The 21,312-nt window shown below is 60.9% G+C and carries 7 protein-coding genes; 4 read left to right on the top strand and 3 right to left on the bottom strand.

Annotated features, from left to right (window positions below; genetic code table 11):
• Positions 1-21: 21 nt before the first annotated feature.
• The 3 genes from LQG66_RS29330 to LQG66_RS29320 all read right to left on the bottom strand — a co-directional run bounded on the left by LQG66_RS29330 (position 22) and on the right by LQG66_RS29320 (position 11,538).
• A complete protein-coding gene (locus LQG66_RS29330; RefSeq protein ID WP_231319323.1) occupies positions 22-4,641 on the bottom strand; it encodes a type I polyketide synthase in 4,620 nt (1,539 codons plus the stop codon).
• A gap of 23 nt (positions 4,642-4,664) precedes the next feature.
• On the bottom strand, positions 4,665-8,054 hold the full coding sequence (locus LQG66_RS29325) for a non-ribosomal peptide synthetase (protein WP_231319322.1): 3,390 nt from the start codon (positions 8,052-8,054) through the stop codon (positions 4,665-4,667).
• Positions 8,055-8,139: 85 nt separating this feature from the next.
• The gene (locus LQG66_RS29320; protein ID WP_231319321.1) at positions 8,140-11,538 is read right to left on the bottom strand and encodes a non-ribosomal peptide synthetase; all 3,399 of its coding nucleotides are present in this window, start codon (positions 11,536-11,538) and stop codon (positions 8,140-8,142) included.
• 326 nt (positions 11,539-11,864) lie between these two features.
• Here LQG66_RS29320 and LQG66_RS29315 point away from each other — a divergent pair, with 326 nt between their 5' ends.
• From LQG66_RS29315 to LQG66_RS29300, 4 genes are all read left to right on the top strand, one after another.
• Positions 11,865-13,544 carry a cyclic peptide export ABC transporter gene (locus LQG66_RS29315; RefSeq protein ID WP_231319320.1) on the top strand — a complete coding sequence of 560 codons (1,680 nt, stop codon included), beginning with the start codon at positions 11,865-11,867 and terminating at the stop codon, positions 13,542-13,544.
• Positions 13,545-13,757: 213 nt separating this feature from the next.
• Positions 13,758-15,053 carry an efflux RND transporter periplasmic adaptor subunit gene (locus tag LQG66_RS29310; protein ID WP_231319319.1) on the top strand — a complete coding sequence of 432 codons (1,296 nt, stop codon included), beginning with the start codon at positions 13,758-13,760 and terminating at the stop codon, positions 15,051-15,053.
• Entirely contained in the window at positions 15,050-18,229 is a 3,180-nt protein-coding gene (locus LQG66_RS29305) for an efflux RND transporter permease subunit (protein ID WP_231319318.1), read from the top strand. The genes LQG66_RS29310 and LQG66_RS29305 overlap by 4 nt, the downstream gene beginning before the upstream one ends.
• A 23-nt stretch (positions 18,230-18,252) precedes the next feature.
• Complete coding sequence (locus LQG66_RS29300) at positions 18,253-21,303, top strand: efflux RND transporter permease subunit (RefSeq protein WP_231319317.1); 3,051 nt, start codon at positions 18,253-18,255, stop codon at positions 21,301-21,303.
• Positions 21,304-21,312 lie beyond the last annotated feature (9 nt).

Genomic DNA, 21,312 nt, shown 5'->3' with positions numbered 1-21,312 from the left:
GGATTCAGGATGCCCTTCCGATCAGACCCCCTCATCTTCCATCTGCTCGATTTCAGCGACCAGCTTTTCTTCAATCAACGACGACATGCTCGCTACCGTGGGATATCCAAAGACATCGGCAGGCGAGATATCGGTTTGGAATCGGTTGCGGAGCCTCGGGATGAGCTGCAGAGCAAGCAGAGAGTGACCTCCAAGCTCAAAGAAATCGTCGTTGACTCCGATTCTCTCCAGGTTCAGCAATTCTGCCCAAAGCTCTGCGACGATCGTCTCGAGCTCGGTGCGCGGCTCCTCGAACGGCGTCAGCAGATTCGGCCGAGGATAGCGGCGCGTCGAACGCAAGGCGCTGACAGCCTTTGGCGCCTGTTGAGCCTGAGCTCGCACTTCCGTCTTCAGCTGCCGCTCCGTCGATGCCGCGCTGACAGGCGCGGCGGGCGCCCTCGCCGCTGCGGCCGCGGCCGGATCACGCAACGGATGCTTCAATACGGCGACCTGCGGGATTCCGGCCGCGAGGATACGATGGAACAGGTCGACGCCTTCTGCGGTGGATATGCTGCGCTTGAGATATTCCTCCCGGGTTGTCCTCAGCTTATCGGGAAGCGCTGCGCTGGCGTGCGCGGCCATACCGGTTTCGCTCCAAGCGTCCCAGTTGATCGAGATTGTCTTGTCAACGCGTGGCGAACCGCGCTGGGCAAAAGCGTCGAGGAACGCGTTGGCAGCACCGTAGTCGACATGCCCAACGAAGCCCGCCAGTGCACTGACGGACGAGAACAGGACCAGGAAGTCGAGACCGCGATCCGCGAAGATGCGCTCCAAGACCAGCGTCCCGGCTATCTTCGGCACCAACACGGGGATCGCCGATTGATAGCTCTTGGTCATGATAGGTTCGTCCCGACCGAGCCCGGCGGCATGAATGACGCCGTGGATTCGCCCATATCGCGCCTCCGCAAGCCGCACCAGCGCGCGCATAGCAGACATATCTGCAACGTCTGCCGAACCGAGCATCACCTCCGAGCCCAGCTTCTCGATCTCCAGGATTTGCCCGATGACGCGTGCTTCGCGTTTGCTTCCGCGCTCGGACGCCAGATAGCCGCTCCACTCATCACGCGCAGGAAACGACGAGCGGGATACCAGAACCAGCTTCACCGGCTTGCGCTCCGCCATCGATTTCGCAATGGCAAGCCCCAGCCCTCCAGTACCGCCGGTGATCAGATAGACCCCATTGGTTCGCAGCGACGGATCATCCGAAGCGCACGGGTCGAGCGAAATTCGCTCCAACATCGGCATCCAAAGGTGCCCGCCGCGATATGCGCAAACCGTTGACGGGATTTGGGCGGGAATACTGTAGATGAGCCGTTCGATCAGTTCCCCGCGTCGCGTCGCCGCAAGGTCCTTCCGCGAGATGTCGATCATCCTGCAGGACATGTTGGCATACTCGACGCTGCCGACTTGGCACGGTCCGCGTGTGATATTGCCGATCGGCGACAACTGCTCGTCACCGGTCACACTCTGCGTGTCGATCGTTATCGCTGCAAGCTTCAGGGGCAGGCCAGGGTCTCCGTTCCCCAACGCCCGCAGGAGATTCATCAGACCGAAAAATCCACGTTCCACGGCCCTCTCCACCGTGGCGGAGCGCAACGGCTCCTGAGTCGCGCTCCAGAAATAGACGACGATATCGGGAGCCTTCGACTCCCGCGCCAAGCTCGACACGAGCTCTTCATATTGCCGCGGCTGGTCCGGCGCGATTTCAAAGGCGGAGGGCGATACCTGCTTGAATCCGCTGCCGGCGCTGACCGTCGTGACATGAGGATGACGCCCCTTGAGCGACGCCATGAACTCGTTGCACAAGGCATCGTCGGTGATGAAGACCAACCAATGGTACGACTGAGCCTCGGCCGGCGACGATCGGTCGGGCGCTTTCGCAACCCTCTTCCAGAGAGGCACAAAGGTCCCCTCACCGCCGAGGTCCGCATGAGGCGGATTTGGCTGATCCTCTTGGGAGGAGCCCGCCCAGTAGCGTTGCCGTTCGAACGGATACGTCGGCAGCGGAAGCTTCCGTCGCCTCTCCTCTCGGTAGAGCTGCGACAGATCCAGCCTCAGCCCCCCTACCCACAATTTCGCCAGACCTCGCGCGAATGCTTCGACCTGATGCGCGGTTGCCTTGACATGCGGCATGCTCACGATCGTCGTCAGGGGACGTCCCGCGGCATTCTCATGCGCGAGTTGGGCAAGCGCACCGCCTGGGCCGACCTCGATCAGAACGCCGGGATATGTTCGCGTCATCTCTTCGATGCCGGCGGCGAAGTTGACCGCCTCCCGCAAATGCCTTCCCCAATACCGCGGGTCGGTCGCCTCCTGCTCCGTGATCCAACCGCCGGTAACGTTCGAAATGAACGGTATCGAGGGTGCCTTGAGCGGAACACTGCCCATTACTTCCACGAACGGCTCGACCATTGCCTGCATCATCGCCGAGTGAAAAGCATGCGATGTGCGCAACCGCTGGCAGAAGATATCATTCGACCGGATCACGGTCTCGAGATCTGATATTGCATCCAGCGGACCCGAAACCGCGCAGAGCGACGGTCCGTTGATTGCCGCGATCGAAAGATTGTCGTTGAGGTATCCCTTGATGTCGTCCGAAGACAAGGCAACGGCGAGCATGCCGCCCTTCGGCAGATCCTGCATGAGCCTGCCTCGGGTCGCGACGATCTGGACGGCGGCGTCGAGGCTGAACACGCCTGCAATGCAGGCCGCGACCAGCTCCCCGATGCTGTGTCCGATCATAGCAACCGGCTTGACGCCATAAGATGCCCACAACTGTGCCGTTGAATACGAGACGGCAAATATCGCAGCCTGCGCGAACAGCGTATCCGTAAGGCGGCTAGCGGCCTCGGCAGCTTGTTCTTCGCTCGGAAACAGCAGCGATCGCAGATCAATACCAAGATGCGGTTCGAACAGCTCCGCACTCCGATCCAGTTCGCGGCGGAAGACGGGCTCGTGTTCATAGAGCCCCAGGCTCATGTTGAGCCGTTGAGATCCCTGGCCCGGAAACATGAAACAAATGGAGGCCTTGGACAAATCCTGCGCTTGATCAATGATCCGTTGCGGGTCATCGGTCTGGATCGCATCGACTGCATCGTCGCCTCGCGTGCAGATCACGGCGCGACGATAGTGGTGCGAGGTCCGCCCCGCCGCCAGCGTGTAGGCCACATCCGCAATGTTTACATCGGCGCCGGCGAGATATTCAGCGAGATTGCGAGTTGCCGCATCAAGCGCAGACGCCGTGCGCGCAGACAATGGCAGCACGTGCGACGGTCGGTCGGACGCCGTCGAATCGAACGCCGGGGCCTCCTCAACGACGACATGGGCATTCGTGCCACCAATCCCGAACGAGCTGACGCCGGCCCGACGCGGCCGGGTCTTCCTGGCCCAGGTCTCGGCGCATGCCGCCACCTGAAAGGCTGTCTGAGCAAAATCGATCTTCGGATTCGGTTGTTCGAAATTGAGACTGGCGGGAATGATACCCTTCTCCATCGCCAGGACGGTCTTGATGAGCGAGGCGACACCGGCCGCGGTGTTGAGATGGCCAATATTGGACTTCACGGACCCGATCCAGATTGGCCGGCTGGCCGTCTTGTCCGTGCGGGAGCGATAAGCCTCGTTCAGCGCGGCGATCTCGATCGGATCACCCAGAGACGTACCGGTACCATGCGTCTCGACATAATCTATCGTATCCGGAGACACATGAGCTATCGCCATGGCCTCGGCGATCACCGCGGCCTGCCCTCCGACACTCGGAGCAGTATAACCAACCTTGCCGGCTCCGTCGTTGTTGACGGCTGAGCCGCAAATGACCGCCCGTATCGGATCGCCGTCGGCAAGCGCGCGGTCGAGCCGCTTCAATACCACGATGCCAATGCCATCACCGAACAAAGTCCCGCGGGCGGACGCGTCGAACGGGCGACAGTGCCCGTCTGGCGACAAGATGCCGCCCTCCGTGTAGCGGTAGCCGCGCTTCCGGAAGCTGCTCTGGATGGATACGCCGCCGGCAAGCGCAATGTCGCTCTCGCCGGACAGAAGACTCTGACAGGCGAAGTGAACGGCCACGAGCGACGTCGAGCAGGCAGTCTGGACCGTGATGCTCGGCCCCCGCAGATTCAACTTGTACGACAGACGCGTCGAGAGATAGTCGTCGTTGTTGCCGTAGATCAGAAGCGTTTGCAGAACCGGAGAAGCCCGCACTTCCCGCCAGACGCCCGGGGACAGGTAGAGCTGGTAGGTGCTCCTGGAGACTCCGGCGAATACGCCGATCGCTCCGCCAAAGGACGCGGGATCGCAGCCTGCAGACTCGAGCGCTTCCACCGCGCATTCAAGAAAGATGCGTTGCTGGGGATCGATGAACTCGGCCTCTTTCGGACTGATGTTGAAGTAGCCGGCGTCGAACAGATCGGCATCCGATATCGGTGCCCCGGCCTTCACGTAGCCGACGTCCGCGAGCTCGGCTTCGGAGATACCGCTTGCGCGCAGCTCGTCGACGCTGAACTCGCTGATCGACTCGACTCCCTCGGCCAGATTTTTCCAGAACTGCGCAACTGTCGGCGCGCCGGGAAAGCGACCTGCCAGGCCGATGATTGCAATGCTCATGTCCCGCGGTGAGTCTGTCACGGTTATCGGCTCCTGGTAAGTTCGGACGAGCCGGGCCTTGCGGCACGCCGCGATGCGAGCAAATCGCGACGAATTCCAGCGCGTGCCCGGCCAACGTCCAGCTGGTTCTCGGTTCCATCGCGCGCGGTCAAATGCGCCGCGAGCGAACGGATCGTCGGAAATTGGAACAGCGTTGTGATCGACACCGGGAGCGGCAGCAGCGCGGTCAGCCGGCTGTGAACACTGACGAGAAGAATGGAGTGCCCGCCGAGGTCGAAGAAGTTGTGATCGATGTCGACCCGATCGAGTTTCAGTACCTCACGCCAGACTTCCGCTATCGTGCGCTCCACGTCACTGCCGGGTGACGCAAACTGCGGACTGATTGCTGCCATTTCCATCGAGGGGGCCGGAAGAGCACTGCGATCGATCTTGCCGTTCGGGAGCCTTGGCAATTCCGGCATGCAGACCGTGCGGGACGGCAACATGTGCTCAGGAAGCGTCTGCTTGGCAAACGCGCGCAGCTCGGCGTGGTCGACACTCCCGGCGCGAGCAACAATGAAAGCAATGATCCTGGGATCTCCTGGTTCGTCCTCCCGGACACCGCATACGGCATCGCCGACGTTTGGATGAGCCCGCAACGTCGCCTCGACTTCGCCGAGCTCGACACGCACGCCGCGGATTTTGACCTGATGATCGCGTCGTGACAGGAACTGCAGGCAGCCATCCGAGCGCTGGCGAGCCAGATCACCTGTACGGTAAAGCCGTTCGCCGACGGCGAAAGGATTGGGCACGAACCGTTCCGCGGTAAGGCGCGGCTGTCGGAGATAACCTCGCGCGAGGCCGACGCCGCCGACATAAATCTCGCCGGTGCCCCCGATCGGCACCGGCCTCAATTTGTCGTCCAGCAGAAAGGCCTGCGTATTGGACAGAGGTCGTCCGATTCCGGAGTCGATATCGCCTGGGACCAACACGCAACCCGTTGCGTCGCCTGCCACCTCGGACGAGCCGAACAGATTGATTAAGCGAGCGCCAGGCAGCACCTCCGCAACGCGCTCGCAGAGGTCTTTCCCAATCGGCTCGCCGCTCGTCGTGATGCTTCGAATTGCCTTGAGTCGTTCAGGCGCTCCACCTGCCGCGAGCAGCACTTTCAGCAGCGAGGGAACGACGATCAGACGGGTAACTCCGGCGTCCTGCAATTCTCCAACGAACGCATCGACATCCCGGACCACATTCTCGCCGATCACCGCGATCGGCAGCCCCGACGACAATGGTCCAAGTATTTCGAACACCGAATCGACGAAGCTTGCCGCCGTCTTCTGGCAGCAGATGTCCGTCGCACAGAACGGATCGAGATATTTTTGAGCCTCGATCCGATTGACGGTGGCGCGATGCGTCGCCATCACGCCTTTTGGCACGCCTGTCGAGCCCGAGGTATAGATGACGTAGGCAAGATTGTCAGGGTGCGTCAGTTTGCTGGGCGCCGCCTCCGGTTGGGTCGCGATCGCCGGCCAATCCTTGTCAATCAAGACTTGTTTGACATCCCAGGACGGAAGCCGGTCTACGACGGACGCATGAGTCAGAACCAGACCCACTCCGGCGTTTTCGAGCATGAAGCTCAGCCGCGCAGCTGGATATTCGGGATCCAGCGGAAGATATGCCCCGCCAGCCTTTAGGATGCCCAGCTGGCCAACAATCATTTCCGGCGATCGCTGAACGCTCAGTCCGACGATGACGTCGGGGCCAATCCCGAGCTGCCTCAGGTAATGGGCGAGCTGGTTTGAACGTCTGTCCAATTCGCCGTAGGTCACATGACGCGTTCCGCAAACCAGTGCGACGGCGTCGGGCGCCCGCCGGGCCTGTTCGGAAATCAAGTCATGCACACATACATCCGGATACGGTGCCGCGGTCGCGTTCCAGTCTTCGACAATCTTGCGGCTCTCGTCCTCCGACATGATCCGCAAGTCGGATACCCGATCGGCGGGACGACCAACCATCTCGCCGATCGTCGTTCTGAAGCGTTCGGAGAACCGCCTGACGGTGCGTTCGTCGAACAGCTCCGTCGAGTATTCGAACTTGCAGTAGAGCGAGCCTCGCGACAATTCGCTGATGGTGAGGCTGAGATCGAACTTGGATCCGGTGTAGGTGCCGGTCGATGGCTCGACTTCAAGCCCGAGAACCTCGAGCGGAACGGAGCGCGGTGGCTGCAGCGCGAACATGGTCTGGAACACCGGCGAATGGCTTTGCTCACGCGGAATGCGCAGCGCACCGATCAGGCTGTCGAACGGCATCGTGCGATGCTCGTAGGTACGAACCGTCTCCGTTCTGATCCGGCTGATGAATTCGGCCACCGTCGGGTCGTCGGCAAAGTCCGCTCGAAACACCAGCGTGTTGACGAACAACCCGATGAGGCCTTCCACCTCCGGAAACGGCCGGTCGGCAACCGGCGAGCCGATCAACACGTCGCGACTTCCGCTACAACGCTGCAGCAGGACCGCGTAGGCGCCCAGCAACACCATGAACAGCGTCACCCGCTGCTGACGGCAAAAGATCCGGATCCGTTCCGTCAGGTCGGGTGGCAGTTCAAAACTCAGCCAGTCCCCCTCGAGGCTGCGAACCGGTGGCCGCGGACGGTCCGTCGGCAGATCGAGCAACAGCGGAACGCCGTGCAGCTTCTCCCGCCAATACGCCAGCAGCATTTCCTGATGCGACGCATGCAGCTGATTGCGCTGCCAGGCCGCATAGTCGCCGTACTGGATCGGCAGCGGTGCCAAGCGCACGTCCTGTTGCTGCGACAGCGCGTTGTAGATCAGCAGCAGCTCGCGGAACAGGAGCCCGAACGACCAGCCGTCGGAGACGATATGATGCACCGTCAGCAAAAACACATGCACATTGACGTCGAGCTGAAGAAGATGCGCCCGAAACACCTCGCCCTGCGCGAGATCGAGCGGACGCCGCCCCTGCTCGGTCGACCAATTGCGCACCACCCGCAGCTGCTCGCTCTTTGCCACACCGGTGAAGTCGGTCACCTCAAGCGAAAGCGGCGTCGATGCCAGAACAACCTGAGCGGGTACCCCGTCAATGACGCCAAAGCTCGTCCGAAGCACTTCGTGGCGGCGGACCACTTCCGTCAAACTCGCCGCCAGCGCCTCTCTGTTCAGCTCACCCCGCAACCGCAGCGAACCGAAATTGTTGTAGGCCGCCGTATCGGGCATCGCCTGCGTCAGCAACCACAACCCTTCTTGCGCCAGCGAAAGCGGCGTCACCACGCCTTCGGCGCGCCGCGGAATGTTCAGCTGAACACGGCTCTCATTCCCTCCGACATCGCTGGATGTGCCGCGAATTCGCTGTTCGAGAAGGGCTCGCTGCGCCGATGATAGATCGGAAATCCGAGCCGACACTTTCGAACCCGACATCTACGGCCTCCACCAAATTTTCTACGCAACCTAACATTGTGCCTCTCGGAAGTAAACCAATGTCAAGAAACATCGACGGTCGCCATCACGACGAGGCATCAGATCCTTTTCGCGAGGATCGCCGCTTGATCATCGATTTCTCGCGCGCCTGCCCACGGCGCGCGCTCGCACGCAGGCTCTCCGCGTCGTCGCGAGCTCCAACAAGATGCTCGGAGAGCGCGCGAATAGTCGGATATGCGAAGAGCTTGGTGACCGGCATGGAGCATCGCAGTTGCTCGCTTAGCCGATGGTGGACCCGTATCAATCGTAGCGAGTCTCCACCGAGATCGAAAAAATTGTCGTCGATGCCGAATGATCGATGGCCGAGCACCTCCGCCCAAACGGCCGCGATCTGCTCCTCGGTCGCGTCGCGTGGCGCAACCGAGCTCGGTCGCGGGGGCGCCTCCTCCAGAGGCATCGCCAACAATGCGCGCCGATCAACTTTGCCGTTTTGTGACAGCGGCAACTGATCCAGGAAGATGACCGTCGTCGGGACGAGGTATTCCGGCAATTGGCGACGTAGATATTCCAGTATATCCCCTCTGTCCGGCGCCCGGTCCCTGGTCGGAACCACGAAGGCGACGAGATGCTTGTCGTCGGGACTATCACCTTTCGCCAGCACAGCGGCTTGACCAACGCCGACACAGCCGGTCAAGATTGCCGCGACTTCCCCGGGCTCGACCCGATGCCCGCGAATTTTGATCTGGTCATCGCGCCGTCCCAGAAATTCGAGGCGACCATCCCAACGTCGCCGCGCGAGATCGCCCGTCCGATAGATCCGCTCACCTTCACCAAACGGTGACGGGACAAATCGCTCGGCGGTTAGAGCCGGCGCATTGAGGTATCCGAGCGCAACGTGCGGCGTCCGCACGCCAATCTCGCCGACGAGCTCGGTCGGGTGGCCCAGGTGGTCGAGCAGCACAACATCCGTGTCTGCAGCCGGAAACCCGATCGGCAGCACCGAATCGAACTGCTCATCGGTCACGCGCATGAACTGTTGGGACACCAAGGTCGCCTCCGTCGGCCCATAACCGTTCACAAGTGTACAGCCGCGCGGAAGATGCGCCTTGAGCAGAGTACGATCGGCGGGCAACGCCTCCTCTCCTCCGAGAACGACGAGGCGCAGCGTCGCGGACGAATGCGTGGTCAACCCCGGCGTTACCAGGCGAAAGACGGTTGGCGTTGCATGCCATATGGTCAGCTTGCAGCGTTCGATCCAGCGCGACATGTCACTGTAGCCGGATCGCCTGAGGTCTCGCAGATACAAGGACGCGCCATTCAACAAGGCCGCGAAGATGTCCATGACGGCGGCATCAAAGCCGTAAGACGCGATCAGGCTGAGGCGATCTTCCGGTTTGATGGACAGCGCCGCCGCATAAGCGTCAATGAAGTAGAGAACATTTCGGTCATTCTGCACCACCCCCTTCGGCCTGCCCGTCGTCCCCGAGGTGTACAGCACATAGGCGAGCGATTCCGGGGTCCGATTGGGAAGTGACCCCGCGCATTCTGCGAGCGCTCCACCGGTCACGATCAACGGCAAGGAACCGCAGATTTCTCTCACCCGCTCCGATTTCTCAGCGGTGACGAGCGCAACAGCTCCGGTATCCTGCAGGATGAATCGAAGCCTTTCGGGCGGATGCGACGGATTCAAGGGTACATAGGCGCAGCCGGCCTTCAGAATACCGAGGATTCCGGCAATCATCGGCGCACTGTGCTCAAACAGCAATGCGACCATCGCCCCCCTGCCCGCAACCTCGGCACGCAACGCCATCGCAACCCTGTTCGCCTCGGCATCAAGCTCCGCGTAGGTCCATGCCCAACCTTCATCGACCACGGCCATGGCCCGGGGACGCATTTTCACCTGCATGGCGAAGCGGCTGCTCAGCGTTTCCGCCACGCCTCCCGGCGCCCCATCCGCACCAACCGGAACTCTCGCGGTCTGCACAGGGCGCCCTTTGGGTGTCCACGTGTCAGTCAATGTCTTGAGGGGAAGATCGGAGACCCGAGCGTTCGGAGCCGCTGCCGTTATCGCGTCGAGCACATCGGTATAAAGCCTGGCCAGTCGGCCAACCGTACTGGCGTCAAAGATATCACGCGAGTAGTCCCATCGTGTCATAAGTCCGACACTGCTGTCATCAACTGCAAGGGTGAGATCGAATCTCGACCCAGTATACACACCGGTCGCCGGCGTAACCTCAAGGCCGCGAACCGAGAGCGGAACGGAGCGCGGTGGCTGCAGCGCGAACGTGGTCTGGAACACCGGCGAATGGCTTTGCTCACGCGGAATGCGCAGCGCACCGATCAGGCTGTCGAACGGCATCGTGCGATGCTCGTAGGTACGAACCGTCTCCGTTCTGATCCGGCTGATGAATTCGGCCACCGTCGGGTCGTCGGCAAAGTCCGCTCGAAACACCAGCGTGTTGACGAACAACCCGATGAGGCCTTCCACCTCCGGAAACGGCCGGTCGGCAACCGGCGAGCCGATCAACACGTCGCGACTTCCGCTACAACGCTGCAGCAGGACCGCGTAGGCGCCCAGCAACACCATGAACAGCGTCACCCGCTGCTGACGGCAAAAGATCCGGATCCGTTCCGTCAGGTCGGGCGGCAGTTCAAAACTCAGCCAGTCCCCCTCGAGGCTGCGAACCGGTGGCCGCGGACGGTCCGTCGGCAGATCGAGCAACAGCGGAACGCCGTGCAGCTTCTCCCGCCAATACACCAGCAGCATTTCCTGATGCGACCCATGCAGCTGATTGCGCTGCCAGGCCGCATAGTCGCCGTACTGGATCGGCAGCGGTGCCAACCGCACGTCCTGTTGCTGCGACAGCGCATTGTAGATCAGCAGCAGCTCGCGGAACAGGAGCCCGAACGACCAGCCGTCGGAGACGATATGATGCACCGTCAGCAAAAACACATGCACGTTGACGTCGAGCTGGAGAAGATGCGCCCGAAACACCTCGCCCTGCGCGAGATCGAGCGGACGCCGCCCCTGCTCGATCGCCCAATTGCGCACCACCCGCAGCTGTTCGCTCTTTGCCACGCCGGTGAAGTCGGTCACATCAAGCGAAAGCGGCGTCGATGCCAGAACAACCTGAGCGGGTACCCCGTCAATGACGCCAAACCTCGTCCGAAGCACTTCGTGGCGGCGGACCACTTCCGTCAAACTCGCCGCCAGCGCCTCTCTGTTCAGCTCACCTCGCAACCGCAGCGAACCGAAATTGTTGTAGGCCGCCGTATCGGGCATCGCCTGCGTCAGCAGCCACAACCCTTCTTGCGCCAGCGAAAGCGGCGTCACCACGCCTTCGGCGCGCCGCGGAATGTTCAGCTGAACACGGCTCTCATTCCCTCCGACATCGCTGGATGTGCCGCGAATTCGCTGTTCGAGAAGGGCTCGCTGCGCCGATGATAGATCGGAAATCCGAGCCGACACTTTCGAACCCGACATGGCCGCCCACTACTTGACAGTAAAAACATTAAAACATACTCCTTTTGGATGCGCAACCTCTCGTCGAGTCATTGTCAAAAAGCTACCTCATCGAACCGTCTCGATGGTTCACGCATTCAAGCCTCAGCCCCATCACGTCGACCGGCGGCGCGAATGTTCGGCAGGGCGTCTGGACAGATGTGCGACGGGAAATTGGAGCCGGCCACAGAACAGAATTCGTGACGCTCCCAGCCCCTTCATTCTCTCGTCGTCGCAGAGACATCAAGATGTCGCTTCACTCGCCAAGGACCGGTCTTAGGGCATCGCGGCAGGTTTGAGCACTCGTCATGGATCTGATCAGAGCACTCGCCAGGCGGTCGCCGCTGCAATTCGGACTTGCGATTCTGACCAGCACGATCGGCGGACTGATGACCATCATCACGCTAGGGGTGCTTTTTAGAGTTCTCGCGACCGATGCGAACCCACAAGAGCATCTATTCCAATTCGTGGCTGCGGCACTGTGTGTCACTGCGACCCGCTGGATGTCCCGCTTCTTTCTGGCGCAACTCGGACGCCGCACCGCTTTCCAGATCCACGCGAGGCTTGCCGAGCAGATCATTGCGGCTCCGCTGCGCGACCTTGAGCGCATCGGAGGTCCAAAACTGGTCTCGGCGTTTACTGACGAGGTCGGCAAGATCGCGGCAACGCCGCCGATCATTGCATTGCTGTGCACGGACATCAGTATCTTGATGGCGTGCCTCGGCTATCTCGGCTGGCTCTCCCCGTTGAGACTGCTCATCATAATGAGCCTCGTCGGGCTGGGCGGACTGCTTTTCTATTTCTTGCAGGCTCGCGAAATGAAGTTCGTCGACGAAGCCATCAAGGGCCGCGACGATCTGGTGAAAATCTTTCGATCGCTGGTCAGCGGAGCCAAGGAGATCAAGCTTAACGCCGCCAGGAAGCAACAGGTGCTCGAGGCGTTTCGCGACCGCTCCAACCAGCTATTTCGGGCCTCGCAGGCGCAGTCCCTGTATTTCAACGGCTCGACCACGGTCACGCAATCCTTGTTCTTCCTCGCTCTGGGGCTCGCGGTTTTTCTACCTGCAAACGGTCGCACTGATCGGCACTTGTTCACGACCTACAGCGTCTCGGTGATCTACATCGTCGGCACCGCGTCGGGCATTCGGGATCTGATCCGAAGGCTCCGCGACGCGAATCAGTCCGTTCGCCGGCTCAATGAGCTCGATCTGAGGCTCGAGCTCGCATATGACACTGTCACGAGCGACGAGGCCGGCAATTTTTCTCATCTGCGAGCGATCACATCGCTCTCTCTTTCGGGCGTCACCGCCGACTACACGACAAAGCACGCGGACCCGCAGAGACCTTACTTCGCGCTTGGCCCCATCGATCTGACCCTGAACGCCGGCGAGATCGTTTTTGTGACGGGACGGAACGGCAGCGGAAAGACGACGCTGGCAAAGGTGCTGCTCGGTCTCTACACCCCCACCGCAGGCCAGATACGGCTCAACGAGACCCTTGTCGAAGATGCAAACCGGAACTGGTATTGCCAGCACTTCTCGGCAATCTTCAGCGACTTCTACCTGTTCGATCAATTGATCCAGACCGATGAAGGCTTTCACGCCCGGCACGTCGCGCCATTGCTCGACCAATTCAAGATCGGCCACAAGGTGCAAGTCCAGACGGGCGGCCTGTTGTCCACGACGACCGCTCTGTCTCTCGGCGAACGTAAGCGGCTCGCGCTCACGCTCGCGCGTATCGAGGACAAGCCGATCTGTGTCTTCGACGAATGGGCCGCCGACCAGGATCCGGCCTTCAAGGAATTCTTCTACAGGCAATTCTTGCGGGAGCTCAAATCGCGTCGGAAGCTCGTTGTCGCGATCACGCATGACGACCGCTATTTTCACCTCGCCGACAAAGTCGTCGTCCTCGATCAGGCCGCGCCCATGCAAATTCGCGGGAACGCCCCATCCGGCGCGGACAATGATCTCGCCTCTCTTCCTCCATAGTCGGCACCCGGACCACGCGTGCGGCGCAGCTCGCCGGCATCGCCGAAGGCCTTGAGAGCCGTCCAATCGAGACCTCATTTTCCTTTGTCGCTTGCCGTTCTATGCTATCTTAGATTTAGGCTTCGAAGGCCTGCAGCCAAGCTGAGCGGCGATTGTCCCAGGATCAGACGTGCAATCAGAGATTGCATCTCTCGGACCATCCAGGCTCGAAAGATGATGCGACATTGGCAGATCGACGAGGCCGACATCGTGGACGAACGGGTTCAAGCTGGCAGCCACCAACGGGCTAACGTGACGGGGCAGCCGCCGAAGACCAGGGTATCCAAAGGGCTTCTCGTCTGGTTCGCCGTCATCTTGACGGCCGCAGCGGCCGGCTCGGCCCTTTACCGTACGGAGCTGACATCCCGCTTGACGATCTGGGGCCAAAACGTCCCGACCCCGGCGATGCGTCCCGTATCGCCAGCGGCGGCTGTCGCCGTGGTCCAGGTGCGCACCGATGACGTTCCGATCTATGTCTACAGCATCGGTACTGTCCAGGCCTACAACACGGTCAACGTCAAGGCGCGTGTCGACGGGTACATCACCGAGATCTTGTTCAAGGAGGGACAGGATGTGAAGGCCGGCGATCTACTGGCAAAGATCGACCCCGTCCCCTATCAGGCCCAACTTCAGCAACAGGAAGCGGCCCGGGCCAGCAAGCTCGCTCAGCTCGGTGCCGCGGAGCTCGACCTCAAACGCTACGAGACTCTCGCCGTCAAGGATTTCGCCACCCGGCAGCAGGTCGACAACCAACGCGCGCTCGTCGAGCAATACCGCGCGGACCTCCTCAGTTTCGAGGCTCAGATCAACTACGCAAAGGCGCAACTGAACTACGCGACGATCGTCTCGCCGATCGACGGAAAGGTCGGAGTTCGCCAAGTCGATGTCGGCAACTACGTCCAGGCCAGCAGCCCGAGCACGATCGCCGTTATCACGCAGTTGCAGCCGATTTCGGTCATATTCACCATCTCTTCCGTAGCAGCCGCCACAGCTCAACTGCGGCCGGGCGGAGCCAAGATTCCCGTCCTCGCCTTCGCCCCGGATCAAACGACCGAGCTTGACCGCGGCATCGTCGAAACGGTCGACAATCAAGTTGATCCCACGAGCGGAACGATCAAGCTCAAGGCGACCTTCCCAAATACCTCGCTCAGGCTTTGGCCGGGTGATTTCGTCAACGGCCGGGTGATCGTGGACACGCAACGCGACACCCTCACCGTGCCCTCCTCAGCCGTGAGGCACGGGCCCAACCAGGATTTCGTCTGGGTCGTGAACGACGACAAGGTCGTGTACACCCCGGTTACGATCGGACAGATTTTTGGAGGCCGTACTGTTCTGAAGCGCGGGCCGCCTGCCGGCACGACGATCGTCGTCGATGGTCACTATCGCTTGGACAACGGGACGCCCGTCCAGATTGTACGCACGGACAAGGATGCGGCACCGGGGGCGAGGACGACCTCGGCATCCAAGTGAATATCTCGGCTCCGTTCATCCTGCGTCCGATCGCGACCACGCTTCTGGTGTGCGCCGTCGTTCTCCTCGGCGGGCTTGGCTACTGGTTTCTACCGATATCTCCGCTACCCGCCGTCGAGTTCCCCACCATTCAAGTGACCACTGGTTATCCCGGGGCATCGCCGCGGGTCATGGAGACTTCGGTTACCACGCCGCTTGAGCACTATTTCGGCAAGATCTCCGGCCTGACTGGGATGAGCTCGACCAGTTCGTCAGGAACGAGCGAGATCACGCTGCAATTTGCGCTATCTCGGCCGATCGACTGGGCCGCACAGGATGTCCAGGCGGCGATCAACTCGGCCTCGAACTGGGTGCCGATAGCCTCATTGCCCACGCCCCCCGTGTATCGCCAAGTCAATCCGGCCGACACCCCTGTTCTGATCTTCGCCTTGACCTCCAACATTCTCCCGCTTCACGAGGTTGGCACCTACGTGGAATCGGTCATCGTGCCGAAGCTGTCGCAAGTCAAAGGCGTTGGCGCTGTGACCGTCGAAGGCGGACAGCGGCGAGCCGTTCGTCTCGAGGTGAACCCCGCCGTTCTGGCCGGGCTGGGGCTTTCCCTTGAAGATGTCCGGCGCGCGGTCGCCGCCAACACCACCAACAATCCCAAGGGCAGCCTCGACGGGAGCCACCAGTCGTTTCAAATCGGTGCCAACGACCAGTTGTTCAACGCCGAGCAATATCTTGGTATCGTCATCGCCTACCGTAACGGAGCGCCGGTCTATCTGCGCAACGTCGGCAAGACTGTCGACAGCGTCGAGAACACGCAACAGGCTGGCTGGTACAACGGCCGTCCGGCAATCATCCTCAACATTCAACGTCAACCGGGCGCGAACATCATCAATGTTGTGGAGGCGCTCAACCGGCTGCTGCCCAAGCTCCGCGCCGATCTCCCCCCGAGCCTGGAGATATCGATCGTTGCCGACCGAACGGTAACGATTCGCTCGGCCATTGCCGATGTTCAATTTACCCTCGCCAGCGCGATGGCGCTCGTGGTGTTGGTGATCGCACTGTTCCTGCGCCGCTTGTGGGCGACGGTCATTCCGAGCATCAGCCTGCCGGTCTCCGTCATTGCTACGTTTGGCGTGATGGCGCTGCTGGGATTCAGCGTGAACAACCTTTCCCTGATGGCCCTGACGATCGCATCGGGATTTGTCGTCGATGATGCAATCGTCATGATCGAGAACATCACTCGCTACGTCGACGATGGCGAGGCACCGCTGGCAGCGGCGCTGAAGGGATCCCGCCAGATCGGCTTTACCGTGATCTCGCTAACCGTGTCGCTGATCGCGGTCTTTATTCCCCTGCTTCTGATGGGCGGGGTCATCGGCCGGTTGTTCCACGAATTTGCGATCACGCTGTCAATAGCGGTGATCGTCTCCGCGGCCGTGTCGCTGACGCTCACGCCGATGATGTGCGCAAAGTTCATGACGTCGGCGGCCGCTCGACCGGAAAACGCGATCGCCGGTCTCAGCGAGCGGGGGTTTCAATGGCTTCTGAACCGTTATGAAAGTGGCCTCGGATGGGTCTTGCGCCATCAACACGTCACCCTCCTGTTCACCCTGTCGACCATCATCCTGACCGTCTGGCTCTACGTCGCGATCCCAAAGGGATTTCTTCCCCAGCAGGACACCGGCCTGATCATCGCTGTGACGGACGGCCCTGCCGATACCTCGTTTGCGAACATGTCCGCCCGCCAACGCGCGCTCGGTGAAATCATAGCAAGAGACAAGGACGTCATCTCGGTCGCGAGCTTCGTTGGAGCCGACACAACCAATCATACGCTCAGCAGCGGCAGGCTCTACATCAACATAGGAAGCCCCGACCGGCGGGCTGCCTCGGCCGAGGCGATCATGAAGCGCCTGCTGGCGGCCACCGCGAACGAACCGGGTACCAGGCTGCACCTGCAGTCGGCTCAGGATATTCGGCTCGAGACACGCCTGTCGCGCACCCAATATCAATACGTGCTTCAGGACCTCGACGAGGACGAGTTACGCACCTGGACCAACAAGTTGCTGGCCGCCTTGGGACATGTCAGGGAAATTGAGGACCCGACGAGCGATCTGCAGGATCAGGCGCCTCACATCGAGTTGATCGTCGACCGCCAAATCGCGGCGCGCTATGGCATCACCATGGCGGCGATAGACCAGACCCTCTACGACGCCTTCGGTCAGAGACAGATCGCGACGATCTATTCCGTGTTCGACCAATACCACGTAGTCCTGGAAGCTACACCAGCCATCCAGCAGACTCCGGACATCCTGGACCGCATATTCGTCACGGCCGGAACCCAGGCAAGCAATCTGGGCGCATCCACCAACGGTCTTGGTCTTGGTTATCAGCAATCATCAGCAGCCGTACCGCTCTCGACCTTCACAAAGGTGCGGCACACCATGGAGCCGGTCACGATCAGCCATTTCGGCCTGTTCCCTGCGGCCACGATATCCTTCAACCTGCCAACTGGAGTCTCACTGAGCCAGGCCACCACGGCCCTCCTCCGGGTTCAGGATTCCATCGGCCTGCCGGAAGCGATCACGACGACCCTTGTCGGAACGGCGGCCGAGTTCACATCCTCGCAGGACGGCGCGGTCTGGCTGATCCTGGCCGCGATCGTCACCGTCTACATCGTGCTTGGTGTGCTCTACGAAAGCTTCATTCATCCGATCACCATTCTCTCCACCCTGCCTTCGGCCGGCGTCGGCGCTCTGCTTGCATTGATGGCCACCGGTCAAGACCTTAACATCATCTCCCTGATCGGGATCATCCTCTTGATCGGCATAGTCAAGAAGAACGCGATCATGATGGTCGACTTCGCGATCGATGCGGAGCGTACCGAGGGAGCTTCCGCCGAAGACGCCATCTATCGTGCCAGCATCCTGCGCTTCAGGCCGATCATGATGACGACGATGGCCGCCCTGCTCGGCGCGCTGCCGCTGGCTCTCCAAACCGGCACCGGTTCCGAGTTGCGATATCCTCTCGGCGTTGCCGTGGTCGGCGGACTGGTACTGTCCCAGTTCCTGACCCTCTATAGCACCCCCGTCATCTATCTGTTCCTGGATCGCCTGCAACGCAGGATGAGGCGCGCGACCTCTCTCGGGGCAGCGAACTCACGCGGCGATGCTGCGGCGACCGGCTGACGCATGTTGCAGGCTGTTCAGACGTGAACATCTCGGAACCATTCATCAAGCGGCCCGTAGCTACGACGCTACTAGCGCTCGGCCTGCTGCTGGTCGGCATCATCTGCTACTTCCGCCTGCCCATTGCATCGCTTCCCACGGTCGAGCGCCCGACGATTGCCGTATGGGCCAGTCTGCCGGGCGCAAGCCCCGACATCGTCGCGACCTCGATCAACGTCCCGCTATCGCGCGAATTGGGGGTGATCCCGGGCCTCGTCGAAATGTCATCGCTCAACACGCAGGGCGGCGTGCAGATCACGCTGCAGTTCGAGCTGAGCGTGAATATCGATGCTGCGGCCAATGCGGTTCAATCGGCGATCAACACCGCCAGCCCAAACCTGCCGTCGGGCATGCCCCAGCCGCCGATCTACTACAAGGCCAATCCCGGCGGGGCGCCCGTGATCGCCCTTGCGCTCACCTCCCAGGTGGTGGACTCCAGCGACGTCTATGCCTATGCGGATACGATCGTCGCTCAGCGACTATCGCAGGTGAAAGGCGTCGCGCGGGTGGTCATCAGCGGCGCCGAACGCCCCGCGGTCCGCATTCAGGTGGATCCCGACACGCTCGCCGGCATGTCGCTTTCACTTGAACATGTCCGCGCAGCTGTGGCTTCCGCCTCGTTGAATCTTCCCAAAGGCAGCATTTCTGTCGAGGACAGAGTGTATACGATCGGCACCAATGACCAACTCTTTCATGCCGACGAGTATCGCCAGATCGTGGTCGGCTGGAGCAACGGGGCTCCCGTCCTGTTGCGTGACGTTGCGAGAGTCGAGGACAGTGTCCTCAACACCAAGCTGGCCGGCTGGTTCAACAACGAACGGGCGGTTCTGTTGTTTGTCTACCGCGAAGCTGATGCCAATGTCGTCGAGACCGTCGACGAGATCCTATCACTGGTTCCACAGCTCAGTCGCTGGATTCCACCGGCGATCAAGGTCAATGTTGCATACGACCGTACGCTGCTGATCCGAGCCTCGATAGCCGACATTCAGATGACGATCGCGGTCGCCTCAATTCTCATCGTGCTCGTCATTTCGCTGTTCCTGAAGCGACTCTGGACGACCGCGATCTCGAGTGTCGTGGTGCCAGTCACGCTGGCCGGGACGTTGGCCGCGATATATGCTCTCGGCTACAGTCTGAACAATCTATCCCTCATGGCGCTGACGATCGCCGTCGGCTTCGTGGTCGACGACACCGTCATCGTCATCGAGAACACGACGCGCCTGATTGAAGAGGGCAGCAGCCCCATCGAAGCCGCAATCAAAGGCTCGCGCCAGATCGGCTTTACGATCGTTTCGATAACGGCCGCCCTGATCGCGGCTCTGATCCCCGTCATATTCATGCCGGACATTGTCGGCAGGTATTTTCGTGAGTTCGGCTTCACCTTGATGATTGCGATCATTCTTTCGGCGGTCCTGTCGTTGACGCTGACGCCAATGCTTTGCGCCCGGCAGCCCGGGAGATCGACGGGCCGCACCGCTCATGGGCACGGGTTCGTTGAAGGCTATTTGCGCAGCCTGGACTGGACCATCCGGCACCAATTCCTGGTCATCACCACGATTGCCGGCATTCTTGCCGGCACAGCCTGGTTCTACGTTGCGCTGCCCAAAGGCTACATGCCAACGCAGGACACTGGAATTCTGTTCGTCCGCACCTACAGCAATCCCAGTATCTCCTTCGCCGCAATGGAAAGGCTGCAGCGCCAGGTGTCGACCACGATCCAGAGCGATCCCGCCGTCAGCGATCTGGTCTCATATATCGGCGCAGGCATTGGCGGCGTGATGTCCTGGGGCTACATGATGGTCAATCTGCGCCCCCCTGAGCAACGGCATGAATCGGTACAGGAGGTCAGCGAGCGGCTGCGGCAAAAGCTCGCCCCGCTCAAGGACGTGGCAACCTATTTCATTCCGATCCAGGACCTGAACGTAGGGACACAGAACAACGCGCTCAGATTTCAATATGTAGTGTCTTCGACTGACCCTGCATTGGTGGCGCGCTGGAGTGAAACGATGCGGCGGCGCTTGATCGCTCTTCCTGAAATTCGCGATCTCATAACGAACAGCGAGACGACAGGATTGGAGGCGGGGCTGGTGATCGACCGGCCGAGAGCAGCTCGCAGAGGCGTCACGCCGGTCGGCATCGACAACACGCTGTACGACGCCTTCGGCCAGCGCTGGATCAACCTGATCTACCTGCCTCTGAATTTCTCCGAGGTCATCCTGGAAGTGGACCCGGCGCGGCAGACGGATCCATCGCAGCTTGACCGGCTCTTCGTCCCCGGACTGAACGGAGTTCAGGTCGCTCTGTCATCGGTGACGCGGCCGCGGCGCGTCCATGGCTCGATGTGGCTGAACTACGACGACCGTTTTCCCGCGACGACGATCTCGTTCGATACCAAGCCCGGCGTGTCGATCGGTGACGCCATCTCCGCAATCCGGAAGGCCGAGGTCGAAGCCAATATCCCGGATGACGTCAAGACCCACTTCCGTGGGGAGGCAGGCGAAGCAGCTCAATCGCAAAACACGACGGTCCTGCTATTCATCGCCGCCTTGCTCGCAATCTACATCGTTCTGGGCATGCTCTATGAAAGCTTCGTTCATCCCGTCATTGTTCTTTCGGTCCTCCCATCGGCAACCTTCGGCGCCTTCCTCGCATTGTCGTTGACGGGGCTCGAATTGAACCTGATGTCTTCCATCGCCTGCATCCTGCTCGTCGGCATCGTGATGAAAAATGCGATCATGATGATAGACTTTGCAATCACCGCGGAACGGAAGGATGGCCTGTCCCCGATACAAGCCATCCGCGAAGCCGCAAGCGCTCGCTTCAGGCCTATTGTCATGACCAGCATCGTAGCGCTTCTGAGCGCGTGCCCGCTGGCTCTGAACACAGGTCCAGGTCACGAATTGAGACAGCCGGTAGGCATTGCCCTGGTCGGCGGTCTGCTGCTGTCGCAGGTTTTGACGCTGTACACGACGCCCGCGATGTACTTGCTGCTGGGCCGCTTCGCCTCGAAGTCCGCCAGGGCTGGTTTGGGCTAGATCCCTCTC

It is taken from the genome of Bradyrhizobium ontarionense, assembly GCF_021088345.1.
Lineage (GTDB): Bacteria > Pseudomonadota > Alphaproteobacteria > Rhizobiales > Xanthobacteraceae > Bradyrhizobium > Bradyrhizobium ontarionense.
This window is presented reverse-complemented; position numbering and strand designations above follow the sequence as displayed.

Coding starts and splice junctions, on each gene's coding strand:
- LQG66_RS29330 (WP_231319323.1), bottom strand. CDS start 4,641: ATGAGCATTGCAATCATCGGCCTGGCAGGTCGCTTTCCCGGCGCGCCG.
- LQG66_RS29325 (WP_231319322.1), bottom strand. CDS start 8,054: ATGTCGGGTTCGAAAGTGTCGGCTCGGATTTCCGATCTATCATCGGCG.
- LQG66_RS29320 (WP_231319321.1), bottom strand. CDS start 11,538: ATGTCGGGTTCGAAAGTGTCGGCTCGGATTTCCGATCTATCATCGGCG.
- LQG66_RS29315 (WP_231319320.1), top strand. CDS start 11,865: ATGGATCTGATCAGAGCACTCGCCAGGCGGTCGCCGCTGCAATTCGGA.
- LQG66_RS29310 (WP_231319319.1), top strand. CDS start 13,758: ATGATGCGACATTGGCAGATCGACGAGGCCGACATCGTGGACGAACGG.